Below are 11,712 nucleotides of genomic sequence, written 5' to 3'. Positions count from 1 at the left end.
GATCTGCCGGCAAAGCGAGGAACCACATGACGGAAGTCAAGCTCGATCACCCCGGTGGGCAGCTGTCGATGCCGGTGCAGTCCGCTGTCGAGGGCCCCGCCGGTATCGGGGTGGGCAAGCTGCTGAAGGAAACCGGGTTGACGACGTACGACCCCGGTTTCGTCAACACCGCGGCCTGTTCGTCCGCGATCACCTACATCGACGGCGACGCGGGCATCCTGCGTTACCGGGGGTACCCGATCGAGCAGCTGGCCGAGAAGTCCTCCTTCCTGGAGGTCTCCTACCTGCTGATCTACGGTGAGCTGCCGACCGAGCAGCAGCTGACCGAGTTCAGCGAGCGGATCCGCCGGCACTCGCTGCTGCACGAGGAGATGCGTCGGTTCTTCGACGGCTTCCCGCGCGACGCGCACCCGATGGCCGTGCTCTCCTCGGCGGTCAGCGCGATCTCCACCTTCTACCAGGACAGCCTGGACCCGTTCGACTCCTCGCACGTCGAGATGTCCACCGTGCGGCTGATGGCGAAGGTGCCCACCATCGCCTCGTACGCGTACAAGAAGTCGATCGGCCAGCCGCTGCTGTACCCGGACAACTCGCTGGGCTACGTGGAGAACTTCCTGCGGATGACCTTCGGCGTGCCGGCCGAGCCGTACGAGGTCGACCCGGTGATGGCCAAGGTGCTGGACATGCTGTTCGTCCTGCACGCCGACCACGAGCAGAACTGCTCCACCTCGACCGTGCGGCTGGTCGGCTCCAGCAACGCCAACCTCTTCGCCTCGGTCTCCGCCGGCGTGAACGCCCTCTTCGGCCCGCTGCACGGCGGCGCCAACCAGGCCGTGCTGGAGATGCTGGAGAAGATCCAGGCCGAGGGCGGCGACGTACGCTCGTTCGTCCGGAAGGTCAAGGACAAGCAGGACGGCGTCAAGCTGATGGGCTTCGGCCACCGGGTCTACAAGAACTACGACCCGCGGGCCGCGATCGTGAAGAAGGCAGCCCAGGACGTGCTCGGCCGGATGGCCAAGCCGGACCCGCTGCTGGACATCGCGATGGAGCTGGAGGAGATCGCCCTGGCGGACGACTTCTTCGTCTCCCGCAAGCTCTACCCGAACGTGGACTTCTACACCGGCCTGATCTACAAGGCCATGGGCTTCCCGACCAAGATGTTCACGGTGCTCTTCGCGCTGGGCCGGCTGCCCGGCTGGATCGCTCAGTGGCGCGAGATGATCAACGACCCGGAGACCAAGATCGGCCGCCCGCGGCAGATCTACACCGGCTCTCCGCAGCGCGACTACCTGCCGCTCACCGAGCGCTGACCGCCGCCGCGCGTCCGACGGGCCGCCGACCCCGAGAGGTCGGCGGCCCGTCGCGTTGTATGGGCGCACGTGTCCCGATCGCGCCCTGTCGAGCTGCCCCATCGATGAGACCACGCACGCGGGACGCGGCAACGTTACCCCCCGTCCATGAGGGCAGCTCACACCCGGTGGGGCGGCGGCTCGTCTTGCTGCCCGTCTTCCCTGATCTTTGCGTCAAAGCAGACAAGAATTATCAAACGGTTCGTATCATCGAGCGGTGAAGGAGTTCTTCAGCCGGAGTGACCTGTCGAGGGCAGGTCACGCTCGCGACGGCGTGCCATTGCCCGATGGGGCCTACGAGCAGCCGTGGTGACTGGTGTACCTCGCCTGCCAGTTGTCCATCGGGCCGCCATCTATCGTCGCCTGCGGCAGGACGGGCCGAGTGCCCGAGGGGCGGATGACAGGAGATGGGCTTGTGTCGACATTGGTGTGGATCATCGCGGCGGGTTCGGCGATGACCGTCCTCGCCCTGTCCGGCAGCCTGACCTTCGTGCTTCCCGAGCGGATCTTCAACTGGATCGTCCTGCCCCTGGTGGCGCTGGCCGCCGGCTCCCTGCTCGGCGGCGCGCTGTTCCACATGCTGCCGGAGTCGGTGGCGGCGCTGGGGAACACCCTGAGCGTCTACGTCTGGCTCGCCGCAGGGTTGTTGACCTTTTTAATCCTTGAGCAGTACCTGCACTGGCACCACTGCCATCGACCGGTGTCGGCACACCGCCCGGTGGGCTATCTGATCCTGATCGCCGACGCACTGCACAACCTCATCGGCGGCTTGGCCATCGGCGCCGCCTTTGTCACCGACATCCGCCTGGGCATCGTCACCTGGCTGATCGCTGCCGCCCACGAGGTGCCCCAGGAGATGGGCGACTTCGGCATCCTCATCAACAGTGGCTGGACCCGGCCGCGCGCCCTGGTCTGGAATCTGGTCTCCGCCTCCACCGTGCTGCTCGGCGCCCTCGCCGCCTATGGCCTGTCCGAACACCTCGATATAGCCGTCCTGATCCCGTTCGCCGCCGGAAACTTCATCTACATCGCCCTGGCCGACCTGGTTCCTGAACTGACCACGAAACCCGCCGCCCACGACAAGGCGATACACACCTTCGGCTTCGCCGCCGGACTCGCACTGCTGTTGGGTGTCGCCTTGGCGGCCCCCTGACCCGATTACTGCTTCAGCATGGGTCAGAGCCTCTCGAAGTCAAGGTCTCTACCAGGACGGGGGAGTCTCGGTCTGAGAAGGCGCCGAAGGTTGCACAAGGTGCCGTCCGAGGCGGATTCGTGCCAGCCAGCCGCTCCCACCGGCGGAACGTGAGAGAGTCGACGCTGGCCACGTCATGATCCTGAATGATGTTGCGCGCGTGCATGACCCGAGCAGCGCGCGAGACGGCACCCTCTTGCCCCGCCGGTCGGCCGGACATACGACGAGGTCGCAGCCTTGATCGAGGCTGCGACCTGGTGGGCGACGGACGAGTCGACCTGTACGCCGGATTCTGTTGAAGCCTGGGACTGACTGCTCTAGAACTTCCGAGCACATCTGTTGGGTGTGCCAAAACCCCGCCCTCATGAGACCGATCAGCAGCTCGATGGGACAGCCGAACCGCCGGCAAGGTACGCCGCGCTTTTTCGGCCTCGGGCCTGTATCGCTGTACGGACACGTGAAGCGACGTTGCCCGGCAGGTGCTGCTCCGCCGCCTGAGCCGAGAAGAAGGCGATGTCTTCCAGTTCTTGTCCGGCTAGGTTGAAGCTGTCGAGGCCAGTAACGGTCCCGCAGTCGAAGGTGAAATGGACGAGGGCGCGTGGCCGCTGCCCGGCGGCGGGTGCCCAGTCCACGACGAGCAGGTCACCCACGGCTACAGCAGCACCCAACTCTTCGCGGATTTCGCGGGCGCAGGCCTCATGGGGATATTCGCCCTCCTCCACGTACCCGCCGGGGAAGGCCCAGTGGTCGCGGTACGTGGGTTTGACGAGGAGGACATTGCCAGCCCGGTCGGTAATGAAGGCGGCTGCGGCAGCGTAGAAGGCGGGCAGGTTGGCGTACCAGGTGGCGGGCTCCGTCCAGGTCACACCGTGACGCTAGCCGACGCGTCTCAGTGCCGACTCGCGCTACTCGGGGGGTGGGGTGGCCGCGAGGGCAAGGAGGAGTTCGTTGACCTGGGGCATCGCTTGATGAGGGGTCAGCGCGGCGGTGAGTTCGCGGACGCGGTGGTTCACGCGGACAGAGTGGACGTCCGCGACATGCCGTGCCAGCTCCCGACCCCAGCCGCAGGCGGTGTCGATGTCCCCAGCGCGGGCATGGGTCGTGGCGATGAGGGCGGTGTGCAGGGCACGCGTCCGGGCGTTCTGGCCAGCGAGAGTGATCGCGTCGGGTGCGTGTCGCAGGGCCCGCCGGTACAGGTGCAAGTCGCTCAGGCACTTCAGCGCCGTGCCCGCGAAGTGGGCCGGGCTGAAGTAGTTGACCCACCGCGGGCCGGCATCGGGGGTGGCGCTGTCAAGGGCACGCTCGGCCTTGGCGAGCGCGCTCTGGCAGGCGCGTCCCTCGCCCAGCCGGCCGTAGGCGCTGGCGGCCGTTGTGTAGAGCCGGGCGCGAACACCGGCGGGGACGCGGCCTGCCCCGTCGATCGCTGCCTCGGCGAGCCGGGTGGCCTCCTGGGCGTGCCCGAGGTAGACGGCCTGGGTGGCGAGGTTGGCCAGGAGGTGAGCGCCGTACAGGCGGTCGTCGGCGGCCTTGGCAAGCCGTAGGGCGATCGTCAGATGATACTGGGCGATGCGGTGGTCACCTGCGTCGTAGGACATGAAGGCGAATTGGCCGGAGAGCGTCGCCGCGGCGCGCATCAGTTCGCGCCCAACGGCGTCGGTGTAGGTGCCGTGCAGCATGGGAGCCAGCTGGCGCACGAGGAAGTCCGCCATGAGCGCCCGAGCCCGCGGGGAGCCACCGCCATGACGCCGGTCGAGATTGGTGAAGTGATCGGCGAGGGCGTACAGCGACTGGATGTCGCCGGCCGTGACCGGCTGCCGGCCGCTGCGGCTGACCGTCTCGTCGGGTAGGTCGTACCGCCACGCTAGCGCGGCCTGCAGGGCAACGTCGCTCTGGAACGTCTCGCTGGATGCCGGGGTGAGTTGCTTGGCCAGCATTGCCCAGAGCTGCTCGGCGGCACCGAATGCATGACCGGCGGAGGTGGGATAGGAAATCGTTGCGGGAACCTGGGCGATAGTGAATCCCAGCTCAGCAGCGGCGACGGGACGACCCAGCTTGCGGCCGATCACGTCGGTCATGGTGGCCTGGACGTGCTCCGCGGGTCGTCGTCCGCGTAACCACCAGTAGACGCTGGCGGCGTCGTACCGCCAGGTCCCGTGGCCTCGGCCGGCGTGATTCAACTGGCGGGCGAAGGCAGCGTGGGCGTTGCCGTAGCCAGCGGCCTTCAACAGTGCTTCGAAGGCCGAGTTTGTGACTGGCCGCGCCATGGTGTTGCCTCCAGGCATCGAGTGGCTACGAACAGTGATGAGCCTAGGGGGTGCTGCGGTGCGGTGGGGACCGTGCGCAACCCCTCGCAACGCGACGTCCTGGACAACGCAACGGCGCGCATTGGCCGCCATCTGTTCCGTCCATCAACAGTCCAATTGGCTGGGCATCAGAAGTCTGAGTTCGACGGCGCACGCCGGTAGATGGAGGTGGAGATGCCAGGAAACGAGTCGGTGAGTCGGGGTGGCCAGGTCGAGGCGGCCGAGCGGGAGGCGGCCAAGCAACGCCTGCTGGAGCAGGCCGAGGCGGAGCGCGTACCTGTGGAGGACATCACCCGGGCGGTGCCGGACCGGCGGTGGCGCAGTGACCAGCGATGACCTGCCGATCGGTCGCCGGGTGGCGCGCTGGCGGGTACGGCGGCGGATGACCCAGCAGATGCTCGCCGACCGGCTCGGCCGGTCGAAGAGCTGGGTGGACAAGATGGAGCGGGGTGTCCGCGCGTTGGACCGGTACCCGGTGATCCAGGAGATCGCCGAGGTGCTGCGGGTCGACCCGATGGCGCTGCTCGGCCAGCGTCAGCCGCCGGCACCGACCACACCGCAGGCGCTGAACGGTGTGGACGGGATCCGGGCCGCCCTCGCCCGCTACGACACCACGCCACCGCAGCCGACCGGCGAGGTCCGCCGGCACGTCGAGCACGCCTGGCTGACCTACCAGCACGGGCACTACCCGCAGCTCGTGCGGGTGCTGCCGGGCCTGCTCGACGCCACGCGGAGCGCAGAGCCGGGGCTACGCGTGCAGGGGTACCGGATCACCTCGTCGCTGCTGGTGAAGCTCGGCGAGGCCGACCTGGCCTGGTTGGCCGTCGACCGGGCGATGGGCGCGGCGGCCGGCGATCCGGTGCTCTCCGCGGCGGCGGCCGTGTCGGTCGGGGCGGCGCTGCGCACGCTGGGCCGGCACCGGTTGGCCTGCGCCGCGACGCTCGCCGCCGCGAGCCGCCTCGCGCCGGCGCAGGCGCCGGCCGTGCACGGGACGCTGCTGCTCCAGGCCGCCCTGGCCGCCGCCGGCAGCGGCGACGCCCGCCGGGTCGGGGAGCTGACCGACCGGGCCGCCGGGATCGCCGCCGGAATCCGGGCCGGTGACGACCCGCACCGGACCGGCTTCGGTACGGCCGCCGTCGAGCTGGCCCGGGTGGTGGTGGCGGTCGAGTCGGGGGACACGAGTGCGGCGGTGCGCTGGCACGGGAGGCTGGCGTTGGGGGAGGGATGGCGGCGGCTGCCGGCCGAGCACCGGGCCGCGTACCTGGTGGACGTGGCGCGGGCGTACCTGGCGGTCGGTGACCTGCGTGGGGCGGCCCGCGCCCTGGTCGAGGCCGACGCCGTCGCGCCGGCCGAGGTCCGGTGCCGGCCTCAGGTGCGTACGGTGATCGCCGAGGTCGCCCGCGGCCACCCGGCGCCGGCCGGCGCGGCCCGCCTGGCCACCCTGATCGGCCTCACCCGCTGACCGGCGACCGGAGACCGAGGCACGAGCCCTGGCCGGCCCTGACGGGGTACCCCAGGTCAGAAGGTGGCGATCGGGTTGACCGGGCTGCCGGACGTGCCGGCGAAGCGGACCGGCGCGACCGCGAGGTGGAAGTCCCACTGGCCGAGCTCGGCGGCCGTCGTCGCGCACGCCTCCAGGTCGCAGTTGTCGAGCAGCCACAGGCCCATCGCGACGAGGCTCACGGCGTGGATCGGCATCAGCACGTCGTCGTACCCCGACGGCTGAACGTCCTGCGGGGTGTCGGCGCCGATCAGGGCGACCTCCCGGTCATGCAGCCAGGGCAGGCAGGACGCGTGCCAGCCGGCCTGGGTGAAACCGCTGGCCGCACCGGCCTCGTGCCGGGCGCGGCCGTAGCCGGTCCGCAGCAGTACCGCGTCGCCGGGCCGCACCCGCACGCCCTGGCGACGCTCGGCCTCCTCCAGATCGTCGGGAAACACACCCTGCCCCGGTTCCAGCCACGGCACATCCCGGGCCCTCGCGATGTCCAGCAGGACCCCCCGGGTGACGATCCCGTTCGCCGCCGCCGTGACGGCCGCCCACCCCGACCCGGTGGCGGCGTCGACCAGTGAGTGTGACCGCCCGTTGTACATCAGGCCGTCCCAGAAGATGTGGCACGGCGAGTCGAGGTGGGTGACGGTGTTGCCGTGGAACATGATGCCCAGCCGCTCGGACGAGAAGCCCCAGCGCCGGTCGGCGTGGAAGGCGGGCGGCATGTTCTCGGCACCCGGCATGTCGGCGGCGCACGGGCACGTCGTCGTCGACCGCTCCATCTCCGCCGGTGCGGCGACCTCCCAGGCGCACGACACGCTCCTGCCGTGGCGTACGGCCCGCGCCGCCGCCAGCCGGACGTCGTCGGTGATGTGGTTCAGCGTCCCGCGCTGGTCGTCGTCGCCCCACCGTCCCCAGTTCGACAGCGTGTCGAAGTACCCGAGCACGTCGTCCTGTGTGGGCATCGGTCGCTCTGCCGTCATCCCAGCATCGACTCCTCCGGTCACCGGTTCGAGGCGCCGCAGGTAGGCTATCCCGCCCTACCGGGCGGACCGCCCGACTACGGCTTCCAGTCGCGCCGGAGCAGGCCGTAGAGCACGAAGTCGGCGAAGCCGTCGCCGTCGTACTCGCGCTCCCGCTGGGTGCCCTCGTGGGTGAAGCCGCACGCCTCGGCGGTCCGCCGCATGGCCTCGTTGCTGGCCAGCGTCTCCAGCTCCAGTCGGCGCAGGTTGCGGTTGCGGAAGCCGTACCGGCAGAGTAGCTGGATCACCTCGGTCCCGTACCCCTGGCCGCGCGCCTCGGGGACCAGCGCGATGCCGAGGTGGCCGTACCCGTTGAACGTGTTGATCCCCCACAGCACGCCGCGGCCCAGGAACGTGCCGTCGGCCACGGTCTCGGCCAGCAGCAGCACCGGGCTCTGGCCGTCCGGCGGCTCGGTGACCTGCCTCTCCAGGAAGGCTCGGAGCTGGCCGACGTGGCGCGGCAGGAACGGCTCGCCGTCGGTGATCAGGTGCAGCTCGGGATCGTTCTTCAGGCGGAACAGGTTCGGCGCGTCGTCTGGTGTGGGTGGGCGCAGTCGCACCCGTTCGGTGGCGAACACCGCCCGACGCTAACAGCCGGCCCGGTTGATCATCGACCGGTTAATTTGGGCATGGTGACGACGATCTTGCCGGCGGGATGGCCGTCGCGGAGGTGCCGGATCGCGTCCGCCGCCTCGGCCAGGGGGTAGCTGCGGTCCACCGCCGGGGTGACCGCGCCGGACTCGATGAGCCTCCCCAGCTCGGCCAGGTCCTCGGCGCGCTCCACGGCGCTGACGCTGCGCAGCCGTTGACCGACGAACAGGGACAGCAGCGGCGCGCGGACCACCTGCCGGTCGTAGCCGCTGAGCACCGGGCCCTTGGTGTACGAGCCGCCGACCAGCGCCAGCGTCCCGCGCGGTGTGAGGGCGCGGCGCAGCAGCGAGAACGGCCGGTCGCCGCCGGTGTCGATGACCACGTCGTAGACCGGGCCGTCGCGGTCCACCTCCTCGCTGGTGTAGTCGAGGACGTCGTCGGCGCCGAGGGAGCGGACGAAGTCGGCCCTGGCCGGGGCGCAGACGGCGGTGACCGTCGCCCCGTACGCCTTGGCGAGCTGCACGGCGTGGGAGCCGACCCCGCCGGACGCGCCGATGACCAGCACCCGCTGCCCGGCGCGGACCTGGCCGCTGTCGCGGACCGCGCGCAGCGCGGTCATGCCGGAGACCGGCGCCGCGGCGGCCTGCGTGAACGACACGTTGGCCGGCTTGCGGGCCAGCCGCCGCTGCGGTGCGCTCGCGAACTCGGCGTACGCGCCGCGCAGGCAGGTGCCGAACACCTCGTCGCCCGGCCGGAACCGGGTCACCCGGGCGCCGACCGCGGCCACCACGCCGGCCAGGTCCCGGCCGAGCACCGGCACCCGGGGTCGGCGCAACCCGCTGGCCAGCCGCGCCAGGTAGGGGCGGCCGGTCATGAAGATCCACACGCCGGGGTCGACCGCGGCCGCGCGGACCTGGACCAGGACGTCGTCGTCGCCGATGGTCGGCCGGTCGATGTCGCGGAGCTGGAGCACGTCGGCCGGGCCGTAGCTGTCGTGGACGATGGCCTTCACGGTGTCGCCTCCTCGGGGTACTGGAACACGTCGTCGAGCCGCGCGCCGAACACGCGGGCGATCCGGAACGCCATCTCCAGCGAGGGGGAGTAGCGGCCCTGCTCGATGGCGATGACCGTCTGCCGGGTCACGCCGATCCGCTCGGCCAGCTCGGCCTGGGTCATCTCGTCGTGTGCGAAGCGCAGCGCGCGGATGTTGTTCGTGACGCGGGTCGGCTTCACCACTGCGGGACACCTCGGCGGTAGACGATCACCTTCGCCAGGGAGCCGACCACCGCCGACAGGACGAAGCACAGGTAGATGACGTTGGCGATCCAGAACCAGTCCCACTCGGCCACCGCCATGAGCAGCGCCGACACCGCGCCGATGGCGACGAACGCCTGGCCGACGTGGTCGCCGAGCCGCCCGATCTCCCGGTCGCGGACGTCCTTGACCCGGGACGCCCGCGGGTTCACCACGCCCATGGCGATCTCGGCCACGATGCTCGCGACGATGGCGCCGCCGATCGTCCACAGCAGAACGCCGGCGTAGGGGGTGGCGGTGAGTGGCCCGCCGTCCACCCGGCTCAGCACGACGGCGGCGTAGACGGCGTACCCGACCGTGCTGACGACCAGCATGATCCAGGCGCGTTTCTCCTCGTGCGTCATGACCGCCTCCCGATGTAAAGAATCCTTGACACGGTCAGAGTAAGGCGTTCTTGACACCGTGTCCAGAAACTTTTACATCGGACGGCGGGTGACGATCACGACGGGCGTCAGCGGCGGGTCGCGAGGACGACGCCGGTCAGGCAGAGCGCGCCGCCGAGCAGGGCGAGCGGTGCCGGTACCTCGCCCAGCAGCGTCCACGACAGCAGCACGGTCACCGGCGGCGACAGGTAGGTGGCGGCGGTGGTGCGCCCGGCGGTCCAGCGGGACAGCACGTACCCCCAGGTGAGGAAGCCGACAGCGGTCGGGAAGACGCCCAGGTAGAGCATGCCCAGGGTGGCCGACAGCGGGGCCGCGGCGAGGTCCGCGAGCAGCGCTGGCGCGAACGGCAGCAGGGCCACCGTCCCGGCCAGCGCGCCGAGCCAGGTCATCGTCACCGCGTCCACCCGCGCCAGCAGGCGTTTCTGCAGCAGTACGCCGAAGGCGTACAGCACGGCGGAGAGCACCGCCAGCGCGACGCCGAGCTTGTCGGCGTGCCCGGTGAAGCCGCCGGCCGCGATCAGGGCGACCCCGGCGAAGGCGACCGCCACCCCGACCCCGAGCCGGCCGGTGAGCCGCTCGCCCAGGACGGCGACCGCGGCCACCGCGACGAGGATGGGCGCGATCGCCACCAGCAGCGCCGCCGTGCCGGCGTCGACCAGCCGCTCGGCGGCGTTGAGCGCCACGTTGTACCCGCCGAACCAGGCCACGCCCCACAGCGCGATCAGCCCCAGGGTGCCGCCCCGGGGCAGCCCGGCCCCACGGTCCGACCCCGGCGCGGCGTGCGCCGCTCGCCGGCGGCGGACACCGGCGGTGAGGGCCACGAACGCGCTCAGCGCGACGGACGCCGCCGCCATCCGACCCAGCGCCATCGCGCCGGGGGAGTAGTCGTGCCCGGCGAAGCGGATGCCGACGAACGCCGACGCCCACAGGAACACCGTGATCCCGGCGGCGGCCACGGCCGGCCAGGACCGGGGCCGCGGGTGCGCCGGCGCGCGGGTGGGCGCCTGCCCGACCGCCGGGGGCTGGGCGTCGGAGCTGCTCGGGGCGGCGAGGTTGGCGGTGCGCGCACTGGTCATACGGCGATTCTGGTGCGGCTGACTGTGCAGCACCAGTGAATCTCTCTTCACCACGATTCAGCCGAGCTTTATAGTCGTCGCATGCTCGACGTCCACCGCCTCCGGGTCTTCCGTTCCGTCGTGGCGTCCGGGTCCGTCCAGGCCGCCGCCGCCAACCTCGGCTACACCCCCTCCGCCATCAGCCAGCACCTCACCGCGCTCCAGCGGGAGACGGGCCTCACGCTCCTCGCCCGGGCCGGGCGGGGGCTGCGGCCCACGGCAGCCGGGCACGCCCTGGCCGCCGAAGCCGAGCGGGTGCTCGCCCGGCTCGGCGCGGCCGAGTCGCTGATCGCCGACCTGCGGGCCGGCCGCACCGGCGCACTGTCCATCGCGTACTTCGCGTCGGTCGGGGCGGCGTGGATGCCGCTCGTGGTGCGGCGCATCCTCGCCGAGCACCCCGGCGTCCGGCTCGACCTGCAACTGCGCGAAAACATCCCGGACAGCCGGGAGGAACGAGCCGACGTCCAGGTGGTCGTGGCCCGCTCCGGCTTCGACCCCGGTTCCGGCTTCACCGCCCACCACCTCCTCGACGACCCGTACGTGGCCGTGCTGCCCGCCGGGCACCGCCTCGCCGGGCGGGCGGAGGCGGACCTGATCGACCTCGCCGACGAGGGCTGGGTCGACAACGACTTCGCCCGCGGCTGGTGCCGCGACAACCTCATCGAGGCCTGCACCGCCGCCGGGTTCAGCCCGGCCTTCCGGGTCGAGGCGCACGACTACCCGACCGCGCTCGCCTTCGTGGCCGCCGGGATCGGCCCGACGGTGCTCCCCGCGCTCGGCGCGGCCCAGCTGCCCCCCGGCGTGAGCTGCGTTCGGCTCGTCCGCCCGACACCGATCCGGTCGATCCACGCGGTGGTGCACGACGCGGTCGCGCACGCGCCGGCGGTGCGGACGGCGGTCGCCACGCTGCGGGAGGCGGCGACGCTGGTGGACCCGGCCCGGTGATTCGGCGCC

The 11,712-nt window shown here is 71.1% G+C and carries 13 protein-coding genes; 5 read left to right on the top strand and 8 right to left on the bottom strand.

The window, feature by feature from the left end:
* Positions 1 to 26: 26 nt before the first annotated feature.
* Together FHX32_RS15775 and FHX32_RS15770 are read left to right on the top strand one after the other, a co-directional pair.
* The gene (locus FHX32_RS15775; RefSeq protein ID WP_167183170.1) at positions 27 to 1,310 is read left to right on the top strand and encodes a citrate synthase; all 1,284 of its coding nucleotides are present in this window, start codon (positions 27 to 29) and stop codon (positions 1,308 to 1,310) included.
* 466 nt (positions 1,311 to 1,776) lie between these two features.
* On the top strand, positions 1,777 to 2,502 hold the full coding sequence (locus tag FHX32_RS15770) for a ZIP family metal transporter (protein WP_208418811.1): 726 nt from the start codon (positions 1,777 to 1,779) through the stop codon (positions 2,500 to 2,502).
* Positions 2,503 to 2,915: 413 nt separating this feature from the next.
* On the opposite strand, the gene FHX32_RS15765 is transcribed toward FHX32_RS15770, so the two are convergent.
* Together FHX32_RS15765 and FHX32_RS15760 are read right to left on the bottom strand one after the other, a co-directional pair.
* Positions 2,916 to 3,407 carry an NUDIX hydrolase gene (locus FHX32_RS15765; RefSeq protein WP_167183167.1) on the bottom strand — a complete coding sequence of 164 codons (492 nt, stop codon included), beginning with the start codon at positions 3,405 to 3,407 and terminating at the stop codon, positions 2,916 to 2,918.
* 39 nt (positions 3,408 to 3,446) lie between these two features.
* On the bottom strand, positions 3,447 to 4,805 hold the full coding sequence (locus tag FHX32_RS15760) for an NsdA family TPR-like regulatory protein (protein WP_167183164.1): 1,359 nt from the start codon (positions 4,803 to 4,805) through the stop codon (positions 3,447 to 3,449).
* 213 nt (positions 4,806 to 5,018) lie between these two features.
* Here FHX32_RS15760 and FHX32_RS15755 point away from each other — a divergent pair, with 213 nt between their 5' ends.
* Both FHX32_RS15755 and FHX32_RS15750 read left to right on the top strand, forming a co-directional pair.
* The gene (locus FHX32_RS15755; RefSeq protein ID WP_167183161.1) at positions 5,019 to 5,180 is read left to right on the top strand and encodes a hypothetical protein; all 162 of its coding nucleotides are present in this window, start codon (positions 5,019 to 5,021) and stop codon (positions 5,178 to 5,180) included.
* Positions 5,167 to 6,306, top strand: a complete 1,140-nt coding sequence (locus tag FHX32_RS15750) for a helix-turn-helix domain-containing protein (RefSeq protein WP_167183158.1) — start codon at positions 5,167 to 5,169, stop codon at positions 6,304 to 6,306. Before FHX32_RS15755 ends, FHX32_RS15750 begins: the two co-directional genes overlap by 14 nt.
* 56 nt (positions 6,307 to 6,362) lie before the next feature.
* Here the strand turns inward: FHX32_RS15750 and FHX32_RS15745 are convergent, their stop codons facing one another.
* The 6 genes from FHX32_RS15745 to FHX32_RS15720 form a co-directional block, all read right to left on the bottom strand.
* The gene (locus FHX32_RS15745) at positions 6,363 to 7,298 is read right to left on the bottom strand and encodes a cyclase family protein (protein WP_167183155.1); all 936 of its coding nucleotides are present in this window, start codon (positions 7,296 to 7,298) and stop codon (positions 6,363 to 6,365) included.
* A 95-nt stretch (positions 7,299 to 7,393) separates the two neighbouring features.
* Complete coding sequence (locus FHX32_RS15740) at positions 7,394 to 7,933, bottom strand: GNAT family N-acetyltransferase (protein WP_167183152.1); 540 nt, start codon at positions 7,931 to 7,933, stop codon at positions 7,394 to 7,396.
* A 29-nt stretch (positions 7,934 to 7,962) separates the two neighbouring features.
* Positions 7,963 to 8,958 carry an NAD(P)-dependent alcohol dehydrogenase gene (locus tag FHX32_RS15735; protein WP_167183149.1) on the bottom strand — a complete coding sequence of 332 codons (996 nt, stop codon included), beginning with the start codon at positions 8,956 to 8,958 and terminating at the stop codon, positions 7,963 to 7,965.
* Positions 8,955 to 9,182, bottom strand: a complete 228-nt coding sequence (locus tag FHX32_RS15730; protein WP_109903460.1) for a helix-turn-helix transcriptional regulator — start codon at positions 9,180 to 9,182, stop codon at positions 8,955 to 8,957. Before FHX32_RS15730 ends, FHX32_RS15735 begins: the two co-directional genes overlap by 4 nt.
* Entirely contained in the window at positions 9,176 to 9,604 is a 429-nt protein-coding gene (locus FHX32_RS15725) for a hypothetical protein (protein WP_167183146.1), read from the bottom strand. The genes FHX32_RS15730 and FHX32_RS15725 overlap by 7 nt, the downstream gene beginning before the upstream one ends.
* Positions 9,605 to 9,711: 107 nt before the next feature.
* The gene (locus FHX32_RS15720) at positions 9,712 to 10,719 is read right to left on the bottom strand and encodes a DMT family transporter (RefSeq protein ID WP_167183143.1); all 1,008 of its coding nucleotides are present in this window, start codon (positions 10,717 to 10,719) and stop codon (positions 9,712 to 9,714) included.
* 81 nt (positions 10,720 to 10,800) lie between these two features.
* Between FHX32_RS15720 and FHX32_RS15715 the strand changes: the two genes are divergently transcribed.
* Positions 10,801 to 11,703 (top strand): LysR family transcriptional regulator, encoded by a 903-nt coding sequence (locus FHX32_RS15715; RefSeq protein ID WP_167183140.1) that lies wholly within the window; start codon positions 10,801 to 10,803, stop codon positions 11,701 to 11,703.
* Positions 11,704 to 11,712: the final 9 nt, after the last annotated feature.

Source organism: Micromonospora sp. CNZ280 (genome assembly GCF_011759515.1).
Note: the sequence above shows the minus strand (reverse complement) of the source record. Positions and strands in the feature narration are given on the sequence as shown.